The organism is Photobacterium sp. MCCC 1A19761, assembly GCF_037389125.1.
GTDB lineage: Bacteria > Pseudomonadota > Gammaproteobacteria > Enterobacterales > Vibrionaceae > Photobacterium.
This window is the reverse complement of record NZ_JAZGTF010000009.1, coordinates 15,927-38,812: the sequence shown is the minus strand read 5'-3', so window position 1 is coordinate 38,812 and position 22,886 is coordinate 15,927. Positions and strand designations below refer to the sequence as shown.

At 56.1% G+C, this 22,886-nt stretch carries 17 protein-coding genes; 7 read left to right on the top strand and 10 right to left on the bottom strand.

Annotated features, from left to right (window positions below; all coding sequences use genetic code 11):
- Positions 1–103 precede the first annotated feature (103 nt).
- From fre to trxA, 6 genes are all read right to left on the bottom strand, one after another.
- Positions 104–814: an NAD(P)H-flavin reductase gene (gene fre, locus VV869_RS10545; protein WP_337734899.1), complete on the bottom strand. Its 711-nt coding sequence runs from the start codon at positions 812–814 to the stop codon at positions 104–106.
- A 9-nt stretch (positions 815–823) separates the two neighbouring features.
- Positions 824–1,087, bottom strand: a complete 264-nt coding sequence (locus tag VV869_RS10540) for a 2Fe-2S iron-sulfur cluster-binding protein (RefSeq protein WP_337734898.1) — start codon at positions 1,085–1,087, stop codon at positions 824–826.
- Between the two features lie 139 nt (positions 1,088–1,226).
- A complete protein-coding gene (gene ubiD, locus VV869_RS10535) occupies positions 1,227–3,089 on the bottom strand; it encodes a 4-hydroxy-3-polyprenylbenzoate decarboxylase (protein ID WP_337734897.1) in 1,863 nt (620 codons plus the stop codon).
- 134 nt (positions 3,090–3,223) lie between these two features.
- Positions 3,224–4,225: a hypothetical protein gene (locus VV869_RS10530; RefSeq protein ID WP_337734896.1), complete on the bottom strand. Its 1,002-nt coding sequence runs from the start codon at positions 4,223–4,225 to the stop codon at positions 3,224–3,226.
- 263 nt (positions 4,226–4,488) lie between these two features.
- Positions 4,489–5,754 (bottom strand): transcription termination factor Rho, encoded by a 1,266-nt coding sequence (gene rho / locus VV869_RS10525; protein WP_337734895.1) that lies wholly within the window; start codon positions 5,752–5,754, stop codon positions 4,489–4,491.
- Between the two features lie 195 nt (positions 5,755–5,949).
- Positions 5,950–6,276, bottom strand: coding sequence for a thioredoxin TrxA (gene trxA / locus VV869_RS10520; RefSeq protein ID WP_337734894.1), 327 nt, complete (start codon positions 6,274–6,276; stop codon positions 5,950–5,952).
- A 113-nt stretch (positions 6,277–6,389) separates the two neighbouring features.
- Between trxA and rhlB the strand changes: the two genes are divergently transcribed.
- Positions 6,390–7,697 carry an ATP-dependent RNA helicase RhlB gene (gene rhlB / locus VV869_RS10515; RefSeq protein WP_337734893.1) on the top strand — a complete coding sequence of 436 codons (1,308 nt, stop codon included), beginning with the start codon at positions 6,390–6,392 and terminating at the stop codon, positions 7,695–7,697.
- A gap of 8 nt (positions 7,698–7,705) precedes the next feature.
- Complete coding sequence (gene gppA, locus VV869_RS10510; RefSeq protein ID WP_337734892.1) at positions 7,706–9,193, top strand: guanosine-5'-triphosphate,3'-diphosphate diphosphatase; 1,488 nt, start codon at positions 7,706–7,708, stop codon at positions 9,191–9,193.
- Between the two features lie 277 nt (positions 9,194–9,470).
- Here the strand turns inward: gppA and prlC are convergent, their stop codons facing one another.
- A complete protein-coding gene (gene prlC, locus VV869_RS10505; RefSeq protein ID WP_337734891.1) occupies positions 9,471–11,513 on the bottom strand; it encodes an oligopeptidase A in 2,043 nt (680 codons plus the stop codon).
- Between the two features lie 227 nt (positions 11,514–11,740).
- On the opposite strand from prlC, the gene VV869_RS10500 reads away from it, so the two are divergent.
- The 3 genes from VV869_RS10500 to VV869_RS10490 all read left to right on the top strand — a co-directional run bounded on the left by VV869_RS10500 (position 11,741) and on the right by VV869_RS10490 (position 16,866).
- Positions 11,741–12,580 carry a 23S rRNA (adenine(2030)-N(6))-methyltransferase RlmJ gene (locus VV869_RS10500; protein ID WP_337734890.1) on the top strand — a complete coding sequence of 280 codons (840 nt, stop codon included), beginning with the start codon at positions 11,741–11,743 and terminating at the stop codon, positions 12,578–12,580.
- A 187-nt stretch (positions 12,581–12,767) separates the two neighbouring features.
- Positions 12,768–14,123, top strand: a complete 1,356-nt coding sequence (gene gorA, locus VV869_RS10495; protein WP_337734889.1) for a glutathione-disulfide reductase — start codon at positions 12,768–12,770, stop codon at positions 14,121–14,123.
- 376 nt (positions 14,124–14,499) lie between these two features.
- A complete protein-coding gene (locus tag VV869_RS10490) occupies positions 14,500–16,866 on the top strand; it encodes a methyl-accepting chemotaxis protein (RefSeq protein ID WP_337734888.1) in 2,367 nt (788 codons plus the stop codon).
- Between the two features lie 115 nt (positions 16,867–16,981).
- On the opposite strand, the gene VV869_RS10485 is transcribed toward VV869_RS10490, so the two are convergent.
- Complete coding sequence (locus VV869_RS10485) at positions 16,982–17,266, bottom strand: hypothetical protein (RefSeq protein ID WP_337734887.1); 285 nt, start codon at positions 17,264–17,266, stop codon at positions 16,982–16,984.
- Between the two features lie 213 nt (positions 17,267–17,479).
- Here VV869_RS10485 and VV869_RS10480 point away from each other — a divergent pair, with 213 nt between their 5' ends.
- Both VV869_RS10480 and VV869_RS10475 read left to right on the top strand, forming a co-directional pair.
- Entirely contained in the window at positions 17,480–18,847 is a 1,368-nt protein-coding gene (locus VV869_RS10480) for a YjiH family protein (protein ID WP_337734886.1), read from the top strand.
- A 310-nt stretch (positions 18,848–19,157) separates the two neighbouring features.
- Positions 19,158–20,846 (top strand): hypothetical protein, encoded by a 1,689-nt coding sequence (locus VV869_RS10475; RefSeq protein ID WP_337734885.1) that lies wholly within the window; start codon positions 19,158–19,160, stop codon positions 20,844–20,846.
- Positions 20,847–20,927: 81 nt separating this feature from the next.
- On the opposite strand, the gene VV869_RS10470 is transcribed toward VV869_RS10475, so the two are convergent.
- Both VV869_RS10470 and VV869_RS10465 read right to left on the bottom strand, forming a co-directional pair.
- Positions 20,928–21,869 (bottom strand): ABC transporter permease, encoded by a 942-nt coding sequence (locus VV869_RS10470; protein WP_337734884.1) that lies wholly within the window; start codon positions 21,867–21,869, stop codon positions 20,928–20,930.
- Between the two features lie 3 nt (positions 21,870–21,872).
- Positions 21,873–22,850 carry an ABC transporter permease gene (locus VV869_RS10465; RefSeq protein ID WP_337734883.1) on the bottom strand — a complete coding sequence of 326 codons (978 nt, stop codon included), beginning with the start codon at positions 22,848–22,850 and terminating at the stop codon, positions 21,873–21,875.
- Between the last annotated feature and the right edge of the window lie 36 nt (positions 22,851–22,886).

The window sequence follows — 22,886 nt, the reverse complement described above, 5'->3', positions numbered from 1 at the left end:
AACAACAAAGGCGAGTCTCAGACTCGCCTTTTTGCGGTACAGCTTTTACTACACAGCTTTTACGGCGCGGCTTTTACATCACAGCCGCTGCGCTCCGGCAGGATCAGATGAACGCAAACGCGTCGGCAAACATCCGCTCGCGCTCGGCACCTTTCTCCGCGGTGAACTGCTCACGCGCCGCACCGGCCATTTCAAACCGGCCGCACAGATAAATGTCGTACGCCGACAGGCTGACAAAATCGTCACTGACCGCTTCAAGCACATTGCCGACTTTCCCCTGCCAGTTTGCCGGCGCAGTTTCCACCACCGGCACATAAGTCAGGTTGCGGTGTTGGGCTGCCAGGGCTTGCAGCTCCTCATGGGCATACAGCTGGCATTCATCCCGGCCACCCCAGTAGACGAAGATCGGCTGGGTGACACCGCGGCTTAAGCAGTTATCCAGGATACTGCGCACGTACGAGAATCCGGTGCCGCCGGCAATCATCAGCAGTGGTTTGTCGCTGTCTTCCCGTACCCAAGCTTCGCCATGCGGCGCTTCCACGGTAAACGGACGTCCGGCGGCCATGGCTGCTTTCATCGCATCAACCACTTCCATCGCAAACGGGTTGTGGTCGGCCGCACCGATGTGCAACTCAATCTCACCGGCACGGCACGGGCTGCTGGCGATCGAAAACGGACGCTTGTCTTTTTCACCCATCACCGCCAGCAGGTACTGGCCGGCTTTGTAGTCCAGGTGCTGTTCAGGCTGAAGCAGAATACGGTAGGTATTACATGCAAGCGGTTCAACTGACTTTACTTCGCATTGTATTGACATTGTTTTCCTCTAGTCTAACTGGAGTACCAGGTCGCTTTTGGCCGTGGCCTGACAAGGAAAGATCCAACCTTCGGCTTGCTCATTCTCAGTAAGCATAGGTTCTAGCTGGTGACTTATCTCGCCAGAGATTTTGCGGCACAGACACATGGCACACACGCCGACCTGACACCGGTTAGGAAACGCGACGCCTGCGTTGAGCGCTGCCTGCAAAACAGTCTCCTGCTCGTCGGCAAAAAACGTGATTTGATGCGGCAACAGGCGTACTTGGTGCATATCGGTCACTCATCTGGCCGGCATCACTGCCGACCGCTTTCGGTTGATCTTGCTTGTTCTTGATCTTGCTGATAGTTGATCGAGCTGTCGATCGCTCTTGCTTTCAGTGTACTGGCAATCGGTGTCGCTGGCTCGCCGCTTAACGCAGGATGCCGAGCGTCTCCCAGATCGCATCGACCTTGGCCACGACCGCCGGTGCTTTGGCGATCGGGGTGCCCCATTCACGTAGCACCTCATCCGGCCATTTATTGGTGGCATCCAGCGCCATGCGCGATCCAAGGTCGGACTCGCCCATGTGGGTATCCCGGCTCGGATCCATCCGGGTGGTCACCGCCCAGATCACATCATGCCAGTCCCGGACATTGACATCCTCATCGCAGAGGATCAGGAACGGGGTACCGAGCTGCGGCGTCAGCACCGACCATAGTCCGTCGATCAAGCGGCGGGCATGATCCGCCGCCGTCTTCTTCATGCTGACCATCACCATCCCGCCCGCGGCCGCCGGCGGCAGGTAGCAATCCACCACCTCAGGAAACTGCGCCTGAATGGCCCGGGTGATCGCCTCGCCGTCGAACGCTGCGGCATCCACAACCGCCGACCGATCAGCAGTTGGCGTGAGCGCTGTTTCAGCCTCCCATTTCCGGGTGGCATCCAGACCCATTTTCGACCCCAGCCCCACCACAGGAGAGGCAAAGTCGAGCGAATCAATCGGTGTACTGTCGATCATCAGCGTATCACGCGCCGGCGCCATCCGGGTGCTCATCGCCTGAACCACACTGTTCCAGTCCCGCGCATCGACGTCTTCGTCACACACAATCACGAACTTGGTGTACATGAACTGGCGCAGGAACGACCACACGCCCATCATCACCCGCTTGGCATGGCCCGGATACTGCTTCTTCATAGTCACCACGGCCATCCGGTACGAACAGCCTTCCGGCGGCAGATAGAAGTCGACGATCTCCGGGAACTGCTTACTCAGGATCGGGACAAACACCTCATTGAGCGCCACGCCCAGCACCGCAGGCTCATCCGGTGGACGGCCGGTGTAGGTACTGTGGTAGATCGGATCCTTGCGCATCGTGATATGGGTAATGGTGAACACATGGTGGCGTTCGACCTCATTGTAATAACCGGTATGGTCGCCATACGGCCCCTCATCGGCAAACTCATTCGGGTCGATGTAACCTTCCAGAACCATTTCCGCGCTGGCCGGCACATCCAGATCGTTACTGATGCTCTTGACCACCTCGGTTTTGCTGCCGCGCAGCAACCCGGCGAAGGCATATTCAGACAGGGTATCGGGCACCGGCGTCACCGCCCCGAGAATCGTCGCCGGATCAGCGCCAAAAGCGACCGAGACCGGGAACGGCTTGCCCGGATGGGTTTCCATCCAGTCGCGCAAATCCAGCGCGCCGCCCCGGTGGGCCAGCCAGCGCATGATCACCTTGTTTTTCCCCAGCTTCTGCTGGCGGTAAATACCCAGGTTCTGGCGTTTCTTGTTCGGACCACGGGTCACGGTGAGGCCCCAGGTTAGCAGAGGGGCTACATCACCGGGCCAGCAACTCATCACCGGCACTTTATCCAGATCAACCTCGTCACCTTGCCAGACAATCTCCTGGCACGGCGCCTTGCGCAGCCGCTTGGCCGGCATGTTCAGTACCTGCTTGAACACCGGCAGCTTGTCGATGGCATCCCGGAAACCACGCGGCGGCTCCGGCTCTTTGAGATACGCCAGCAACTTGCCGACTTCACGCAACTCCAGCACGTCCTCGCGGCCCATACCGAGCGCCACCCGTTTCGGGGTGCCGAACAGGTTGGCCAGTACCGGCATGTCGTAGCCGATCGGGTTTTCGAACAGCAGCGCCGGGCCACCGGCACGCAGGGTGCGGTCACAGATTTCGGTCATTTCCTGATCCGGATCGACCGGGTGGGTGATTCGCTTCAGTTCCCCGGCCTGCTCCAGATAGTGGATAAAATCTCGCAGATCCTTGAATTTCATAGGCTCGTGATTCTCGTTATCTTCAGCGCGCCAAATCCCGGCACCGTATCGTCACGGGCCGGGATCTGCAATAAATTGGGCGTCATTATAACGAGTTGTTAACCTGAGCACACTGGGAAAATCAACCCCAAGCCCTAGGGTTCAAGGGCTAGGGCTGCTTGTAAGTGCTTTTTGCGCAACGGATTCCGGCTATCTTCCGCCAACTGGGCCAGCCATTGACGATACCCATGGCGGGCCAGCTCCGAGGCCACCAGATGGCCGTCATCGACCTCGTCCAGTTTCTGGGTCAGGAAAGCGCGAGCCTCTGCCGGTAAAGGCTTGAGCGTGATCAGAGCCTTATAGGCCAGCGGTTTGAGGGAAGGGTTCATCGTGGCCGCCATCAGCTGGGTCACGGCCGTCGGTTCCGGTGCCTGGCTCGCCAGCCGGTTCAACTCAGCCTGGCTGTAGCGATCCGTGCGGCGCCGCCACAGCAGATGATACATGCCCGGATCACCGGATACCGCAGCCAGATGCGCGATCACCCCGTTATCCGGCAGCCACATCAGCTGGCTGTCTGCGGCAAACTGGGCCACCAGATTGGCGACCGCCTGCGCAGAGAGTTGCGGCAGGTGTTGCAAAAAGAGATCCCGACGGGTTTGCTGGGTATGGAGATCGCCAGCGAGCCAGCGTGACAACACCAGCTCACCGACTTCGGCCTGGGCTACCATCTGTTGTCCGAGCTGGGTTTCCTGCCACTGCCGGACTAAGCCACGGGCTTGGGCCGGATAATGAAAAGCAGATTGGGTAATTTGGTAGCCATCACCCTGCTCCACCACCGTAAAAGCCTGCTTGCGCTCGGCCTGCGCCTGGAGCCAGTCCGCTTTGGCCTGATCCAATGCCCCGTGGGCCATCGCATGGGCCACCAGCTGACCCCGAACCGCTTCCTGCTGCAGAAGTGGCAACTGGGATAGATTGAATTCCAGAGCCCGGAAATCGCTGCGATTGTAGAGTTTGGTCAGGGCCGTCACCCGATCCTGGACCCGGGCCGAGGCCGCCACTTGTGCCAGCTGCTGCTGGGACACTTCCTGGGCGGCCACCGCCGGGTGCAAACTGCCTGCGAACAACAGCAACATGAGACCCCATGTTTGTCGCATCATCACCACCACCTCCTTATGGTGAATAAAGAATCATCCGTCTCGCCCCCGGCCAACCGCCATCCTGGCAGCGCGCGGGCATTCCTTGCGAGTACGCGCAGTATAGTGTCTCTGTGTGTCGAAAGGATGACAGTGTCGCCATCACAACCGCTTTCCTTTGCCGCGCCGACACAGACAGACGACTCCGCCGATTATGCGACAAGCACCGATAATAAAAAACGCCACACAAGGTGGCGTTTAAATAAACTGTGAGTCAGCCGACGAAATTAAGACTTCTGGCGACGCATCGCATCGAAGAACTCATCGTTGGTCTTGGTCATCGACAGCTTATCGATCAGGAATTCCATGCTATCGGTTTCACTCATCGGGTGAACGATCTTGCGCAGGATCCACATTTTCTGCAGCTCATCAGCTTTTGCCAGCAGCTCTTCGCGGCGGGTGCCTGAGCGGTTGAAGTCAATCGCAGGGAAGACGCGTTTTTCTGCAATCTTACGCGACAGGTGCAGTTCCATGTTACCGGTACCCTTGAACTCTTCGTAGATCACTTCGTCCATCTTCGAGCCGGTATCGACCAGCGCGGTGGCAATAATGGTCAGGCTACCGCCTTCCTCAACATTACGGGCCGCACCGAAGAAACGCTTCGGACGGTGCAGGGCGTTGGCATCCACACCACCGGTCAGGACTTTACCGGAAGACGGCACCACGGTGTTGTAGGCACGGGCCAGACGAGTGATGGAGTCCAGCAGGATCACCACATCTTTTTTATGCTCAACCAGACGCTTGGCTTTTTCGATCACCATTTCTGCAACCTGAACGTGACGGGAGGCCGGCTCATCGAAAGTCGACGCGATCACTTCCCCTTTCACCAGACGCTGCATCTCGGTGACTTCTTCCGGACGCTCGTCAATCAGCAGAACCATCAGCTCACATTCCGGGTGGTTGTAAGTAATGCTCTGTGCAATATTTTGCAGCAGCATGGTTTTACCCGCTTTCGGCGGTGCCACGATCAGACCACGCTGACCTTTACCGATTGGCGATGCCAGATCCAGGACACGCGCAGTAATGTCTTTCGTCGAACCGTTGCCGCGCTCCATACGCATACGCTCGTTCGCGTGCAGCGGGGTCAGGTTTTCAAACAGGATCTTGTTACGGGCGTTATCCGGCTTATCGTAGTTCACCTCGTTCACTTTCAACAGCGCGAAGTAACGCTCGCCATCTTTCGGCGGACGGATCTTGCCGGAAATGGTGTCACCTGTGCGGAGGTTGAAGCGGCGGATTTGGCTAGGAGAAACGTAGATGTCGTCGGGACCGGCAAGGTAAGAACTGTCTGCTGAGCGGAGGAAGCCGAAGCCGTCTTGAAGGATTTCCAGAACACCATCGCCAAAAATGTCCTCACCACTTTTTGCATGCTGTTTGAGAATTGCGAAGATGATGTCTTGTTTTCTCAAACGCGCCAGGTTCTCGAGTCCTAAGCTTTCTCCAAGCGCAACCAACTTGGAAATAGGTTGGTTTTTCAGTTCTGTTAGATTCATAGTGGTGGGTTTCTTGTCAGTCAAAATCGGGGTTCTATGTTAGTTGAGATAGGGTCGACCAATGGGGCTGGTCAAGGAATGAACGAATATACAATTAACGTGCAATAAGTTAGCACTAAAGATGCTGTTCGTCTAGCATAGTCGGAAGTCAAACCATGCACAACGAGAAATTGTGCATGGTTTACTGAAAGCGGCTTACAGGTTCGCGTCCAGGAACTCTTTCAGCTGAGTTTTGGACAGGGCGCCGACTTTGGTCGCAGCCACACCACCGTCTTTCAACAACAGCAGCGTCGGAATACCGCGAATCCCAAACTTCGGCGGAGTGCCTGCATTTTGGTCGATATTCAGTTTGCCGATCGTCAGCTTACCTTCGTACTCATCCGCAATTTCGTCAAGAATCGGGGCAATCATTTTACAAGGCCCGCACCATTCAGCCCAAAAATCGACTAAAACAGGGCCCGCAGCATTAATTACATCGCTTTCAAAACTTGCGTCTGTCAGCTGCACAATCTTGTCGCTCATCTTCCACTCCAATGGTTGATTTTGTTGGCTGATTTGATTTTAACCAGCAAATCGATGCTCTATTTGAATGGAATCCGTTTCGTATTGCAACCCTAAGCTGATATTCTATACGAATGAAGACGACTCACATCACAGAGCAGAAATTTGCCGACCTGGGATTACACCCCCTGGTATTACAAGGACTGGAAGCCAAAGGATTCCATCATTGTACGCCGATCCAGGCGATGGCATTGCCGGTAGTGCTCACCGGCCGAGACATTGCTGGTCAGGCTCAGACAGGGACCGGAAAGACCCTGGCTTTCCTGACGGCGACTTTCAATCAATTGTTGCTGAATCCGGCGCCGGAGGACCGTAAGCAAAATCACCCCCGTGCCATCATTATGGCACCTACACGCGAGCTGGCCATTCAGATTTTCAATGATGCCCAGCCGTTGCTCGACAGTACCGGCCTGAAAGCCGGCCTGGCCTATGGCGGCGAAGCGTATGAGAAGCAACAGAAGACGCTGGAAGAAGGCGTCGATATTCTGATCGGCACCTGTGGCCGGATCATCGACTTTTATAAGCAGCGCGTCATTGACCTGTGCTCAATTCAGGTCGTGGTGCTGGACGAAGCCGATCGCATGTTCGATCTGGGCTTTATTAAAGACATTCGCTTCCTGTTCCGTCGTATGCCGGCACCGCAAGCACGCATGAACATGCTGTTCTCTGCCACCCTGTCCTACCGGGTGAAAGAGCTGGCATTCGAACACATGAACAACCCGGAAAGCGTTGTGGTCGAACCGGAGCAGAAAACCGGCCACCGGATCAAAGAAGAGCTGTTCTACCCGTCGAACCAGGAAAAAATGCGCCTGCTGCAAACCCTGCTCGAAGAAGAATGGCCGGATCGCGCGATCGTTTTTGCTAATACCAAGCACCGCTGTGAAGATATCTGGGCCCACCTGGCCGCCGATCAGCATCGCGTGGGCTTGCTGACCGGTGATGTGCCGCAGAAAAAACGCGTGCGGATCCTGGAACAGTTCACCCAGGGTGAAGTCGATATTCTGGTGGCGACCGATGTGGCTGCCCGCGGCCTGCACATCCCGCAGGTGACGCATGTCTTTAACTACGATCTGCCTGACGATGCCGAGGACTACGTGCACCGCATCGGCCGGACCGGACGTGCCGGGGCCAGCGGCCATTCCATCAGCTTTGCCTGTGAAGAATATGCCATTAACCTGCCGGCCATCGAGCAGTACATTGAACATTCGATCCCGCTGTCCAAGTACGACAGTGAAGCGCTTCTGACCGATCTGCCGGCACCTGTCAGCATCCCGCGCGCACCGCGCCAGGGTGGCAACCGCCGCAGTGGCTCATCGCAGCGCACAGGTCAGGGGCAATCGCGCCAGCGTAGCCGCCGTCGTCCACCACAGAAACAACAATAAGATAAGCTATGGAAAGAACCGTCTCCCCGCTGTATGCCGCCATTGACTTAGGCTCGAACAGTTTCCATATGTGGATCGTCCGGGAAGTCGCCGGCAGCGTGCATACCCTGGCAAAGATCAAGCGCAAAGTGCGCCTGGCCGCCGGGCTGAACGAACACAACGAGCTCAGCGATGACGCCATGCAACGCGGCTGGGACTGCCTGAGCCTGTTTGCCGAACGACTGCAGGATATCCCGGCGGAGCGGATTCGGATTGTCGGTACCGCAGCCCTGCGGACCGCCGTCAATGCCGATGTATTTCTTTCCAGAGCCCAAACGATTCTGGGCCATCCGATCGCCATTATTCCCGGCGAAGAAGAAGCCCGGATCATCTACCAAGGCGTTGCCCATACCTCCGGTGGCGGCGGCAAGCGCCTGGTGGTAGATATCGGCGGTGCCAGTACCGAAGTAGTGATCGGCGAAGGACTTGATGCCAGTGCCCTGACCAGCCTGAAAATCGGCTGTGTGACCTGGCTTGAGCGCTATTTCAAGGATCGCTGCCTCAACACAGAAAACTTCGAAGCGGCAATTCAGGCAGCCAAGCTGGCGATTGAGCCGATGATTGAGCACTACCAGTCACTGGGCTGGGAGACCTGTGTCGGCGCCAGCGGCACCGTGCAGGCCTTGCAGGAAATTATGCTGGCGCAGGGGATGGACGAGCTGATCACCCTGCCCAAGCTCAAACGTATGCAACGCCAGGCGATGCAATACAAGCATCTCGAAGATCTGGATATTGAAGGACTGACCCTTGAGCGCGCCCTGGTGTTCCCGAGCGGCCTGTCGATTCTGATCGCGATTTTCGAAACCCTGGGCATTGAGTCCATGACCCTGGCCGGGGGTGCCCTGCGCGAGGGCATGGTGTACGAAATGATGAATCAAATGCGCCATCATGACGTACGCACCCGAACCCTGGACAGCCTGCATGCCCGCTTCCAGCTCGACAGCCAGCATGCCGAGACGGTCACCCAAACGGCGATGGCCCTGCTGGCCAGCTGTGAGCCGCACTGGCAACTGGAGCCGCAGGCCGAGTGTCTGCTCCATGCGTGTACCTCCCTGCATGAGATTGGCACCTGTATTGAGTTCAAGCAAAGCGGTGAGCACGCTGCCTATCTGATCCATCATCTTGATCTGCCCGGCTTCACTCGGGCCCAGAAGCATCTGATTGCCGAACTGTTGCGCCGCTTCCGCGAGCAACTGAGCAGCCTGCCGGAGCAACATGCGGTCTCGGCCCAGACAGCCACCCGCCTGCTGCGCTTGCTGCGCCTGGCCGTGATCCTGTGTCACCGCCGCGACGACAGCAACCAGCCCCCCGCCACCCTGGCAGTCAAGGACAACCAACTGACCCTGACCCTCCCGGCACACTGGCTGGCCGACAACCCGCTCACCCGGACCGAGCTGCAACAGGAAGCCAACCGCCAAACCGATATGGGTTGGCCCCTGACGTTGATCGAAAGCTAACAGGCTCCAAAACAAAAAAGCGCCAAACAAAAAAAGCACCCGACCGGGTGCTTTTTTATTGGCTGAGTTCAGCGCAGGAATTTCACCTCAGAGCAAAGAGGACACGCGGCGTTGATAACTATCAATGCGCACGCTACCACACCGAACTCGCCAAGATCTAATTTGGAATTCAAACGCCGGAATTTAGCTCAGATTCAAAGAGAAAGCGCGCAGTTGATAACCATCAATGAGCACTTTCGATACAGAAGCTGAGCTAAATAACCAGTTTGAAACCTAATTACCCGGTGATGCCGGAATGACGGAGCAAAGCATCAATCTTCGGCTCCCGGCCCCGGAAGCGCTTAAACAGCGCCATCGGCTCTTCGCTGCCGCCGCGCTCTAAGATACAGTCAAGGAAATCAGCCCCGGTTTGCGGGTTGAAAATCCCTTCTTCCTCGAAGCGGGCGTAGGCATCAGAGGACAGCACTTCCGCCCACAGGTAGCTGTAGTAGCCTGCGCTGTAGCCACCGGCAAAGATATGGCTGAAGCTGTGCGGGAAACGGCCCCACTCGGGTGCCTGAACCACGGAGACCCGAGATTTCACTTTGTGTAGGGTTTCCAGCACCTGGGCACCGACTTCCGGATCGTAATCTGTGTAGAGGCTGAAATCGAACAGGCCGAATTCCAGCTGGCGCAGGATCCCCATTGCCGAATGGAAGTTCTTGGCCGCCAGCATTTTCTCCAGCATTTCTTTCGGCAATGGTTCGCCGGTTTCATAGTGACCGGAGATAAACGACAACGCCTCTTCTTCCCAGCACCAGTTTTCCAGAAACTGGCTTGGCAGCTCGACCGCATCCCATGGCACGCCGTTAATACCGGATACCGCCGGGATATCGACCTGAGTCAGCATGTGGTGAATGCCGTGGCCGGTTTCGTGGAACAGGGTGACGACTTCATCGTGGGTAAACAGCGCCGGCTTACCACCCACCGGTTTGTTGAAGTTACAGGTCAGGTAGGCAACCGGGGTTTGCAGACTGCCGTCCATACGGGTCCGGCGCACCAGACACTCGTCCATCCAGGCCCCGCCGCGCTTGTTGTCACGGGCGTACAGATCCAGGTAGAAGCTACCGCGCAGGGCACCTTTGGCGTCGAAAATATCAAAAAACTTCACCGACTCATGCCAGGTATCAACCCCCTGACGCTCCTGGACGTCCATGCCGAACACCCGCTTAAGGACTTCGAACAGTCCGGCCACGACCTTATGCTCCGGGAAATACGGACGCAGTTGCTCATCAGAGATGCTGTAGCGGTGCTGCTTGAGCTTCTCGGCATAAAAGCCCAGATCCCACGGCTCGAGCTCAGTCGCGCCGAATTCAGCGGCGGCGTACTCACGCAGCTCCGCCACTTCCCGCTCGCCCTGCGGCTTGGCCCGGGCAGCCAGATCGTTGAGAAATCCCAGCACCTGATCCGGCGTCTCAGCCATCTTGGTCGCCAGAGACTTCTCGCTGTAGCAATTGAAGCCCAGCAGACGTGCCAGCTCATGGCTCAGCTTGAGCTTCTCGGCAATAATTTCACTGTTATCCCACTTGCCGGCATTCGGGCCGCGGTCCGACGCGCGGGTGGCGAAGGCTTCATACATCTCCCGGCGCAGTGCGCGATTCTCGCAGTAGGTCATCACCGGCAGGTAAGACGGGATCTCCAGCGTCAGCAGATATCCGTCGAGATCCTTGTCTTCGGCAGCAGCTTTCGCCGCCAGCAACGCCGACTCCGGCATCCCGGCCAGCTCGGATTCATCCGTCACCAGCTTGGTCCAGCCCATGGTGGCATCCAGGACATTATTGCTGAACGTCGACGACAGCTCAGATAAGCGTTTGCTGATCTCGCCATAGCGGTGCTGCTCTGTCGCCGGCAGGCCAATCCCGGACAGTTCAAATTCTTTCAGCGCATCGGTGACTGATTTCTGCTGGGCCTGCGTCAGCTGGCTGAACCCGGCGTCGGCTTTGATCGCTTTGTACGCTTCATACAGCCCTTTGTGTTGCCCGACCCAGGTGCCGTAATCGGACAGCAGCGGCAGGCAGCTTTCGTATGCTTCACGCAGCTGATCGCTGTTTTTGACCGCGTTCAGGTGGCTGATCGGCGACCAAATCCGGCTCAGGCGATCGTCGGTTTCGGCCAGCGGCGCGCAAATGGTGTCCCAGCTCGGCGGCGCCTCATTGGCCAGCACCGCTTCAACATTGGCACGGCAGTCGGCAATCGCCTGCTCAATGGCCGGTTTGACATGTGCCGCTTCGATCTGAGAAAACGGAGGCAGATCCGTCATGGTGAGTAATGGGTTCGACATGCGCTAATCCTTAATTCGTCTGTTACTGACAAGATGTGTCTTCAAACTTATAAATTCAATCCCTTAAGGGCAGTAATTCCACCTTTATCCTTATAGTCTAACCCGGAATCCGCCCCCTGCCCGGCAAAAGCATCGACCCCGCGGCGGAGACTCCCCCCTATTGCGCCCCACCGCGATTGCGCCATAATAGGCGCCCTATTCCACCCTGACCTGTAGAGAGCCTTGCAATGCTGAGCTATCGCCACAGTTTCCATGCCGGCAACCATGCCGACGTGGTGAAACACATCGTCCAGAGCCTGATCCTCGATGCCCTGAAGCAAAAGGACACCGCCTTTGTCTACCACGACACCCACTCCGGCGTGGGCCGCTACGATCTGGAAGACGAGCGCAGCGAAAAAACCGGCGAGTTCAAGCAAGGTATTGCCCGGATCTGGCAGCGGGATGATATTCCGGCCGAGATCGCCAGCTATATTGAGGCGATCAAGACGCTGAACCAGGGCGATGAACTGCGCTACTACCCGGGCTCTCCCCGCGTTGCCCGGGCCCAGCTTCGCGAGCAGGACCGCATGGTGCTGACCGAGCTGCACCCGGCTGATTTCCCCCTGCTGCTGCAGGAATTTCGCGGCGATCGCCAGGTCAAAATTTATAAAGAAGATGCCTTCACCCGCCTCAAGGGCAGCCTGCCGCCGAAAGAGCGCCGCGGGGTGGTGCTGATTGACCCGCCCTATGAGCTCAAACACGAGTACATGGACGTGGTGAAAGCGATCAAAGAAAGCTACAAGCGCTGGGCAACCGGCACTTACGCGATCTGGTATCCGGTGGTGTACCGCGAAAATATCGACAAGATGATTGCCGGTCTGGAAGGCCTGGGGATCCGCAAAATTCTGCAAATCGAACTGGGCGTGGAGCCGGATACGACCGAGCGCGGCATGACGGCCTCGGGCATGATCGTGATTAACCCGCCGTGGAAGCTGGAGAGCCAGATGCAGGCCATCCTGCCGTGGCTGCAACAGGCTATCGCGCCGACCCACGGCTTCTATAAAGTGGACTGGATCGTCCCGGAGTAACCCGGCGACCACGCCCCCTGAACAACCTTCCACAACAGCGGGCTCCGGCCCGCTTTTTTGGGGGCATGAGTTATTCCGGACCGGCGCTCGTAACTCTCAACGTTCTTTATTACACTAGGGCCTGTTTCCCCTGCAGCGCTCAACCTGTCGCAGGCGAATATATCGAATTATCCAAGCGGAGAAAGTCATGGCGAAGCATTTTGATTACATTTGTATCGGTGGTGGTAGCGGCGGGATTGCATCGGCAAACCGTGCGGCAATGTATGGCGCCAAAGTCGCGCTGATTGAAGCCAAAGCACTGGGCGGTACCTGTGTCAATGTCGGTTGTGTGCCGAAAAAAGTCATGTGGCACGGCGCGCAAATTGCAGAAGCCATGCACCTGTACGCCAAAGATTACGGCTTTGATGTGGAAGTGAAGCAATTCGACTGGAGCAAGCTGGTTGAAAGCCGTGAAGCCTATATCAGCCGGATCCACACCGCTTACGACAACGTGCTGGGCAACAACAAGATTGAAGTGATCAACGGGTTTGCCCGCTTTGTTGATGAGAAAACCGTAGAAGTGAACGGCGAGCACTACAGCGCCGATCACATCCTGATCGCCGTAGGCGGCGAGCCGACCATCCCGAATATTCCGGGTGCCGAGCACGGGATCGACTCCGACGGCTTCTTCGCCCTGAACGAGCAGCCAAAACGCACCGCGGTTGTCGGCGCCGGCTATATCGCGGTTGAGATTGCCGGAGTGCTGCACGCACTGGGCACCGAAACCCACCTGTTCGTACGTAAAGAGTCGCCGCTGCGCAGCTTTGATCCGATGATCGTCGAGACGCTGGTCGAAGTGATGGACAACGAAGGTCCGACACTGCACACCCACTCCGTGCCAAAAGAAGTGGTGAAAGAAGCCGACGGTACCACCACGCTGCATTTTGAAAACGGTGAGTCCCACAACACGGACCTGCTGATCTGGGCCATCGGCCGTAATCCGACCACGGACAAGATCAACCTGGCGGCAGCCGGGGTGGAAACCAACGATCGCGGCTACATCAAAGTGGATGAGTACCAGCAAACCAATGTTGAGGGTATCTACTGTGTCGGCGACATCATGGAAGGCGGGATCGAACTGACGCCGGTCGCAGTCAAAGCGGGCCGTCAGCTGTCTGAGCGCCTGTTCAACAACAAGCCGAACGCCAAGATGGATTACAAGCTGGTGCCGACCGTGGTCTTCAGCCACCCACCAATCGGCACCATCGGCCTGACCGAGCCGGAAGCCATTGCCCAGTACGGCGAAGACAACGTCAAAGTGTACAAATCCGGCTTTACCGCCATGTACACCGCAGTCACCAGCAACCGTCAGCCATGTAAGATGAAGCTGGTTTGTGCCGGTCCGGAAGAAACCGTGGTCGGCCTGCACGGCATCGGCTTTACCGTGGATGAGATGATCCAGGGCTTCGGCGTTGCGATGAAGATGGGCGCCACCAAGGCGGACTTCGACAGCGTGGTGGCGATCCACCCGACCGGCTCGGAAGAGTTCGTTACCATGCGCTAAGCGCATCACAGCGACACAGGGCGCGCGATCATTGCGCCCTGTGCTTTCCCCAATCACTCCGGCTATCTCCTTGCAAATCCCCCGTAAATCACTGCTATCGCTTCCTCCTGGCGAACCTTGTTCTGCGATCGGCTTGTCCGGTAAATATCCCAATTCACCCACGGCCACTCCCCCGTAAACACCCGCCCGGCAACGCCCTGGCGCGCACCCGGCGAAAAGCTAATTCAGGCTTATCATTCAACATCTTGCTCGGGATCTCATATTTGAATCTACGGCGTGAAATATTGCGGGGATTTATCTACTCGAAACAGCACATATGAGCCTGCATGCTAATCTAGTATCAACGCATTGTTTTTCTACATTCATGGATCGAGTGATGAAGCTACAATCAAAACTGCTGTTCAGTACCACAGCCCTGGCTATTACCTTTGTCATCGCCAGTAGCCTGATCCTCGGCTCGCTGACCCTCAACGAGGCGCGGCAACTCTTGCTGGCCAATGCGCAAAACCAGCTGGTCGCCAGCCGAAATCAGGCTGCGATGCAGGTTGAGAACTATTTTTCGACGGCTTACGGCCAAATAAACACCGCCTCAGACAACCTGATGTATATCGAGGCCATGCAGGCATTTACCCAGGCCTTCTTTCAGCGGCCCATCACCCAAACCGCCGATCCGGCGCTGACGGACTACTACCAAAACCAGTTTTCCCGCCAGTTCACCGCCCTGAACCCGGGCAGTACCGCCAACGTCAGCCAGATGCTCTCCGGATTATCCGACCTGGCGCTGTCATTCCAGTCGGCTTTTATTGCCCGTAACCCGGCTCCGCTGGGTGCGAAAGATGAACTGACACAGCTCGACGAATCATCGGCCTATGCCGGGGTACATGCCAAATACCATCCGGTGATCCGCGAATTTTTACAAACCTTCGGCTATTACGATATTTTCCTGGTCGAGCCGACCTCCGGCCATGTGGTGTACTCAGTCTTTAAAGAGCTGGATTTTGCGACCTCATTGAAAAACGGCCCGTATGCCAATACCGGCCTGAGCGAAGCCTTCCGCCAAGCCCTGAATTCGCAAACCGCCTCCCTGACCGACTTTCAACCCTATTTACCATCCTACAACGCCGAAGCAGCATTTATCAGCGCACCGATTGTTGATCACGGCAACCTGATTGGCGTGCTGATCTTCCAGATGCCGGTCGAGCGGCTCAATGCCATCATGACCCACGACCATCAGTGGGAAGAGACCGGCTTCGGGGAATCCGGTGAGACCTATCTGATCGGCGATGACGAGCTGATGCGCTCGGACAGCCGTTTCCTGATTGAAGACCCGGTCGGCTATGCCACGCTCATGCAAAATACCGGACTGTCAGAGGCCACCATTGCCAAGATGACCGCCAAGAAAACCACCATGGGACTCCAGCCGATCAGCACCCAGGGCAGCCGCAATGCCCTGGCCGGACAAACCGGCTTTGATTCCTTTGTAAATTACCGAGGACACGAGGTGCTGGCTGCCTTCCAACCGCTCGATATCCCGGGGCTGAATTGGGCCATTCTGAGTGAAGTTGATGAAAGTGAGGCCCTGCTTCTGGCCACCCGCCTGCAAAGCAAAACCATGCAAACCCTGGCCGGAATGCTGGTTTGCGCAGTGATCATCAGCGGTTTGGTCGGCTGGTTACTGGCCCGGACCATCTCCTCTCCATTGCGGGAGATGGTCCACACGGTCAGCGGGCTGTCCTCCGGGACCGGCGATCTGAGCTATCGCCTGAAAGACACCCGCAACGATGAACTGGGCGTGCTGGCAAAAGGCGTCAATCACTTCATTGGCTATTTGGATAAAACCTTCTCCGGCCTGCTCGATGCCGTCGCCCGGATGAAACCGATGTCTGAGGATGTCCGGGACATCAACACCTCATTGTCCCGTTATGCCGATGAAACCCAGATCCAGTCCGAACAGGTCCGGGAGCGGCTGACCCAGTCGCTGGCCGCCAGCCGGACGGTCGAGAGCGAGCTGAGCAACATCAAAGCCGCCGCCGAGAATGCCACCAGCGAAGTCAGCAATGGCCGCAAAGCCGTCAGCACCACCGTCGCGAAAATGCAGGAGCTCAAACAGGAGATTGGCGATGTTTCCAGCGCCGTGGTCCAGTTGAAAAATGATGCCAAGGAAATTGTCCGGATCGTCGATGTGATCAGTGGCATTGCCGAACAAACCAATCTGCTAGCCCTGAATGCCTCGATTGAAGCCGCCCGAGCCGGGGAAATGGGCCGGGGATTTGCTGTGGTGGCGGATGAAGTCCGCGGCCTGGCCGCCCGAACCCGGGAGTCTACCGACGATGTCACCAATATGGTCAACAACATCAGTAACAGTACCTCCCACCTGTCGCTAATTATGGAAAAAGGCCTGGTGTCGACCGAAGACTGTACCGCCAAAGTCACCCAAACCGAATCGAACTGGGCAGATATTGAAACGGCGATGCACACAATTGAAGCGCATGTCAGCCAAATCGACCATGCCATTCATGAACAGCTCGGGGTGCTCTCCAGCGTTTCAGACAACTTCCAGCAAATGGACAGCAGTTTTGAAGAAACCCGCAATGTGATTGAGCTCTGCGCCATCTTGAGCAACGACATCACCAAACTGGGCGATAAACTGCACTCCCTGACCAACAACTTTACCGTCACGGTCGCGGAGCACTCCACCCAGCGCACCCAGCGCCGGAATATAATTCGGGCCGAGCGCGCATAACCTTGCCCGAGAACCGGCCATGGCGGGCAGCCCGGCAGATGTGCTGAATATGCCGGGTGCCATCGCCGGTTCCCCGCCTCCTTGCGGACCCGGCCTCCCGCAGATCGCACCGCCATCAGCCGCGCTGCACCGTGTGATGCACTAGACCGCCCGGGGGCTGGCGCATACTTACCCGAGCTATCCCCTTGCGTTCCCCGTCCGCCCTCAACAACTGATTGCACAAATCCGACGCTAAAACTGGCGAAGCAAATGCAAAAATGCGCATATTTCGTCCATTTCCAACAACGGCCTCCTCACCTGCGACCAGCGGTAACAAAACCTCAGCAATCGTAAAAATAACGACAAGGTTATCAAAACTATGATCTCGGTTGGATGTAATCATAAATTTCTTGTTGATCATTTGTTATCAAAAGGTCAACATTAGCGCGATGTGATTACAGTCAAATTTAGCATAAAGTGAATAAAAACACAGAAAACACCGTGAACTATTCCATTTCACCGCTAAAAAATGTAATCTTCCACTACGTGATTATGGAAAATCAGTGAATATTTATTCCACCAATAATAACAATAGTCACCACTCTGAACGAAAACAGTACGTTAAAGGTCGAATATGCAGGAACAGGCACTCACAACATCACCCTCACGCAAAGCAAACTGGCTGATGTTCTTTATTCCCTCTTTCCTGGGGGTATTTTTATTTATGGCGCCCATCCAATACCAGGATGCGCTCACCATCCCAATTGCGGTCCTCGCCAAATCCGTCCAGACGCTGTTTGACGGCATGCTGACCACCATGGTCACCTTCGTGATCACCCTGGCAGCTGTGGCAACCCTTTTCACAAAAACCCTCAAGCCACGTGCCATTCTCGACAACCGGTTCCTCAGCGGCCTGTTCAATCCGAGCCTGCCTTGGTTTGTCGTCCAGCAACTTGGCGCGCTGTTCGTGCTGATGACTTATTTCAAGGTCGGCCCGGCAATGATCCACGATGGCGCAACCGGTGGCCTGGTGCTCAATGATCTGCTGCCTGTGCTGCTGTCCGTCTTTATTTTTGCCGGACTGCTGCTGCCGCTGCTGCTGAATTTCGGCCTGCTGGAGTTTGTCGGCGCGCTGTTTACCCGCATCATGCGTCCGCTGTTTAACCTACCGGGTCGCTCGGCGGTCAACTGCATTGCCTCCTGGCTCGGTGACGGCAGTGTCGGCGTACTGATGACCAGCAAGCAGTACGAAAGCAAGATTTATACCGAACGCGAAGCGGCGGTGATCGGCACCACTTTCACCGCAGTTTCCATTACTTTCAGTCTGGTGGTCATTGCTCAGGTCAACCTGGAACACATGTTTGTGCCTTTCTACCTGACCGTGTGTCTGGCCGGTTTTGTCGCTGCCGTGATCGTGCCGCGCCTGCCGCCGCTGTCGTGGAAAAAAGATCGTTTCATTGATGGCACCGCACCGACTGAAGATTTAGAAGCCGTGCCGGCCGGCAAAAGCGTGATTGGTTTTGGTCTGGAACAAGCGCTGGAAAAAGCCAGTGAAGTCACCAGCCTGCGCAAGGTACTCAAAGAAGGTGTCCACAACGCGGTCGATATGGTGTTTGGCGTCCTGCCGGTGGTGATGGCCATCGGGACCGTGGCCCTGATAATTGCGGAAAACACGCCGGTGTTCAGCATCCTGGGCAAGCCATTCATCCCGTTCCTGGAACTGCTGCAGATCCCGGAAGCGGCTGCCGCCTCTGAAACCATTGTGGTCGGTTTTGCCGATATGTTCCTGCCGTCGATTCTGGCCTCCGGCATCGAGAGCGACCTGACCCGCTTCGTGATTGCGGCGATGTCTGTCACGCAGCTGATTTACATGTCAGAAATCGGTGCCCTGCTGATCGGCAGTAAGATCCCGGTTAAGCCGTGGGAGCTGTTCCTGATCTTCATCCTGCGGACCCTGATCACCCTGCCAGTGATTGCACTGATGGGTCACCTGATCTTCTAAGGTCACCAAACCCTTGTCCCGCCAAAGCCAGCTGCCTGCAGCTGGCTTTTTTGATCGCTGCACAAATTTGATCACCGCACAAACCTAGAGTAAACAATCCTCCGCAACTACTTAATTCAAAACACATAAAAAAAACAAAAGCAGAAATTCACTGTGGTTTATAAATTTTTTGCCCCACCTCACAGACACAAAAATGAGACATTGATCAACAAGTGACATTCATTGAATATGCATTTGCTTTATAAACCAGTCAGTCAATAAGAATAAAGATTGGGTTGGTCTTTCTCATAATGCAAATAAAGGAAATGAAATGCAGTTTAAATACTCTGTTTTAGCAACGTCTCTGGTGGCAGCGTTAACCCTCGCCGGTTGTGGCGGGAGCTCTTCATCAGCACCGAATACAACCGAGGTCACGGTTTCTCAGGGTCAGTTCATCGACGCGCCGGTGGAAGGGCTTTACTACGTTGCTAAACCAAGTGGCAAATCCGGTTTGACCGATGCCAAAGGCACCTATGAGATGGCAGAGGGCGACACCATTACCTTCTATTTGGGTGGTGAAAACGGTCTGCGTCTTGGCAGTACATCGGCCCGTGCAGTCACCTCACCGTTCGAAGTGACCGGCAACTACCAGAAAGCGCTGAACCTGGCCCGTATCCTTCAAACCATGGACAACGCCGGCGATGGTGCCATCACCCTGCCAGACAGCATCAAGAGCCCGGGCTCGCAGATGCTGGCTGCCCTCAATGACGTGCAACTTCATGACCTGGCTTCAGCTGACAAGCTGAAAAATGAGCTGTCCGCAACAGACTGGGTCAGCGAAGAGGCAGCCCTGAGCCACCTGAATAACTCCCTGGCAGGCTTAGAGCGCGGCAGTAAAGAGTTGCTGACCGACTGGCACAAAGGCTCCGGTAAATACCTGCGCACCATTGATACGACGCTAACAGCAAAAAATGCGTCCGATAGCGCCGAGCGTCTCTACGTGCAGGCCGATCAGTTGCTGAGCCCGGAGCTTTTCCACGCAACCCGCGGGATGCCGCACACGACGCTGCGCCTGGATGACGAGCAGCTCACCATGCTCAAGGGCTCAAACGATTCCACCATCAGTGAAAGCTGGGCCGCCCAATACCTGACCTGCCTGACGAATGGTGGTCAGTTTGCCGAGCAAGCGGGTAAATTGACCTGTGATGGGCAGGATAATGTTACGGCGAACCCACAGTTCGACCTCAGCAATAAGTTCAGCTATTCCCTACTGGCACCACACAAAGTTGCCGAGCAAGATGAAGCATTTCCTTGGAGCGAGCTGACAAAATTCGGTGGTATTTTAGCCTGCATGGCCGAGCAAAACTGCTCGGAAGCCAAGCTGACCGGATTTACCATCACTGGCGAATATGATGACAGCGATGCGCAGGATGGTTCTGAAATGCAGAAAGATGTCCTCTCGACCAGCTACGATGCCGTCACCGGCGTGTATACCGAAGTGAAAAAGCGCACCATGACCAAAGGCGAGCACACAGGGCGCATTTCTCACTCGCTGGCCTTCAGCTATCTGGTCGATGGCCCGGATGCCGAGCGCTATGTTGACTTCAAAGGCACCTGGAAAGTGCTGTCAACAAGCGCCAAGTGTAATGGCGTCGCCGTGGCGACCATGACCTTCAACGACCAGGGCGTGGTCAGCAGTGGGCAGGAGTTTAATGATTGCACCCCAACCGATCTGGAGAGCACCCTCTACACCTATGCGGATTTGGCGAAGATGGACTACTGGTGGTTCACCACCAATGGCGCCGGCAATGACAGAAAAGCAACCCTGGCACAGCTCAACACCACAGTTCGCTGGTGTGACAACGAAAGTAACCCGAACGTGTGCCCAGACGGTGATATCAAATTCAACCGCTGGGAATACATTCCAGCCGGCGAGAACTGGGACCAGGGCATCCTGAACCGCCGCACGCTGAGCGCAAGCGGTGAGGTGATCAGTACCATGTCCTACCAAAAACAATAAGGGACGTGATATTCAGTTGAGACTGATGAACCCCCAACAAAAAAGCGGCCATCCGGCCGCTTTTTCATGCGAAGTATCCGCTTACCCTTTATAGATTTTCGGGTTGAAGACATCCCGCAGCCAGTCTCCGAGCAGGTTAATCACCAGTACCAGCGTGACCAGCACCAGGCCCGGGAAGGCGGTGATCCACCAGGAGCCGGAGAAGATGTAGTTGAAGCCGATGCTGATCAGCGAACCCAGCGACGGCTGATCAACCGGCAGGCCCAGCCCGAGGAAGGACAGCGCCGCTTCCGACATAATGGCGTTGGCCACCTGCACGGTGGAGATCACCAGGATCGGCGACAGGCAGTTCGGCAGGATATGGCGGAACATGATCCGCGGCGCTTTAAAGCCCATCACCCGCGCAGCTTCTACATACTCTTTCTTCTTCTCCGCCAGCACGGAAGCCCGGACGGTCCGGGCGTACTGCGGCCATTCAGCCACCCCGATAATCACCACCAGCATCCCCACCGCATACTGGGCATACAACTCAGCCCCCAGCGCGGTGCGGAAAATCGCCGAGACGATAATCGCCACCATCATGGTCGAGAAAGAGAGCTGCACATCGGCCACACGCATCAGGAAACTATCGATCCGGCCGCCATAATAACCGGCACTCAGCCCGATGATAATCCCGAGAACCATCTGAAGCGCCACGGCCAGCAAGCCGATGGTCAGCGACAAGCGCGAACCGTACAGGATCGTCGAAAAGATATCGCGGCCCTGGTTATCGGTTCCCAACCAGAAACGACTGTCCCCGTCTTCCATCCAGGACGGCGGCAGCTCCGAATCCATGATATCAATGGCGGCCAGATCATACGGGTTCGTCGGTGCCAGTACCGGCGCCAACACTGCTGAAAGCACAAAGACCAGGAAGACCGCAAAGCTGGTCATCGCGACTTTGTCTCGCAGGAAATAATACATAAAGTCCGAATTTTTAAACCGCTCCCAGCGGCTCGGTGTGGTCACTGTCGTACTACTCATGACTTACTCTCCTTTGCCAGTCAGATTGACAGTCGGATTCACCAGGCCATACAGCAAGTCAACAATGGTATTGGTGACCACAAAGATCAGGCCGACAAAAATTACATAGGCGGTGATTAACGGCGTATCGGAGCGGTTAATCGCCTCCAGGAACAGAAAGCCCATTCCCGGCCACTGAAAGACGGTTTCCGTCAAAATGGTGTAGGCCACCATGGTACCGATTTGAACCCCACCCACCGTCAGCACCGGCAGCATGGTATTTTTCAGGGCATGCTGGTAATACACTTTGTTCATCGCCAGGCCCTTCGCCTTGGCAAACTTAATATATTCCGAGCTCAGTACTTCGAGCATCTCGGAGCGCACCAGGCGGATGAACAGCGGCAGCATAATCGACGCCAGGGCAATACACGGCAACACCAGGTGGCTCAGGCCATCTAAGGTGAAGAAGCCGGAGTCCCAGCCCAGGAGATTAAGGGTTTCTCCCCGGCCGTAAGACGGCAGCCAGCCAAGCTCAATCGAGAAAACGTACATCAGCATGATCGCGGTCAGAAAGACCGGAATAGAAATCCCGATACTACTGAAAGCCATCACAGCTTTGGTAAAGAAACTTTTCGGGTGAATCGCCGAATAGACGCCCAGCGGGATCGACACCAGGATGATGATCAGCGTCGCGCCGAAGACCAGCTCCAGCGTGGCCACCAGCTTGCCGAGGATCACATCCGTTGCCGGACGCTTGTAAAAGTAAGAGGTGCCCAGATCGCCCTGGACCGCATTGCCCAAAAAGCGGGTATATTTGGTGAGAAACGGATCATTGAGACCCAACTCATCCCTTAATTGTTGACGTTCAGCTTCTGATACCGACTGGCCCACAAGCTCGCGCAGCGGGTCTCCCAGGTTATCCTGAATGGCAAACGCCACCAGACTGATCACAAACATCACTATCAGTGCCTGAAACAGGCGCTTGACCAGAAACGTAAACATTCCTTGCCCCTTCTATCGTCCTAAATATCGGTGCCG

What these genes read in the sequence shown, in the direction of transcription:
- fre (WP_337734899.1), bottom strand. Translation starts at nt 814, where the DNA reads ATGTCAATACAATGCGAAGTAAAGTCAGTTGAACCGCTTGCATGTAAT.
- VV869_RS10540 (WP_337734898.1), bottom strand. Translation starts at nt 1,087, where the DNA reads ATGCACCAAGTACGCCTGTTGCCGCATCAAATCACGTTTTTTGCCGAC.
- ubiD (WP_337734897.1), bottom strand. Translation starts at nt 3,089, where the DNA reads ATGAAATTCAAGGATCTGCGAGATTTTATCCACTATCTGGAGCAGGCC.
- VV869_RS10530 (WP_337734896.1), bottom strand. Translation starts at nt 4,225, where the DNA reads ATGATGCGACAAACATGGGGTCTCATGTTGCTGTTGTTCGCAGGCAGT.
- rho (WP_337734895.1), bottom strand. Translation starts at nt 5,754, where the DNA reads ATGAATCTAACAGAACTGAAAAACCAACCTATTTCCAAGTTGGTTGCG.
- trxA (WP_337734894.1), bottom strand. Translation starts at nt 6,276, where the DNA reads ATGAGCGACAAGATTGTGCAGCTGACAGACGCAAGTTTTGAAAGCGAT.
- rhlB (WP_337734893.1), top strand. Translation starts at nt 6,390, where the DNA reads ATGAAGACGACTCACATCACAGAGCAGAAATTTGCCGACCTGGGATTA.
- gppA (WP_337734892.1), top strand. Translation starts at nt 7,706, where the DNA reads ATGGAAAGAACCGTCTCCCCGCTGTATGCCGCCATTGACTTAGGCTCG.
- prlC (WP_337734891.1), bottom strand. Translation starts at nt 11,513, where the DNA reads ATGTCGAACCCATTACTCACCATGACGGATCTGCCTCCGTTTTCTCAG.
- VV869_RS10500 (WP_337734890.1), top strand. Translation starts at nt 11,741, where the DNA reads ATGCTGAGCTATCGCCACAGTTTCCATGCCGGCAACCATGCCGACGTG.
- gorA (WP_337734889.1), top strand. Translation starts at nt 12,768, where the DNA reads ATGGCGAAGCATTTTGATTACATTTGTATCGGTGGTGGTAGCGGCGGG.
- VV869_RS10490 (WP_337734888.1), top strand. Translation starts at nt 14,500, where the DNA reads ATGAAGCTACAATCAAAACTGCTGTTCAGTACCACAGCCCTGGCTATT.
- VV869_RS10485 (WP_337734887.1), bottom strand. Translation starts at nt 17,266, where the DNA reads ATGATCAACAAGAAATTTATGATTACATCCAACCGAGATCATAGTTTT.
- VV869_RS10480 (WP_337734886.1), top strand. Translation starts at nt 17,480, where the DNA reads ATGCAGGAACAGGCACTCACAACATCACCCTCACGCAAAGCAAACTGG.
- VV869_RS10475 (WP_337734885.1), top strand. Translation starts at nt 19,158, where the DNA reads ATGCAGTTTAAATACTCTGTTTTAGCAACGTCTCTGGTGGCAGCGTTA.
- VV869_RS10470 (WP_337734884.1), bottom strand. Translation starts at nt 21,869, where the DNA reads ATGAGTAGTACGACAGTGACCACACCGAGCCGCTGGGAGCGGTTTAAA.
- VV869_RS10465 (WP_337734883.1), bottom strand. Translation starts at nt 22,850, where the DNA reads ATGTTTACGTTTCTGGTCAAGCGCCTGTTTCAGGCACTGATAGTGATG.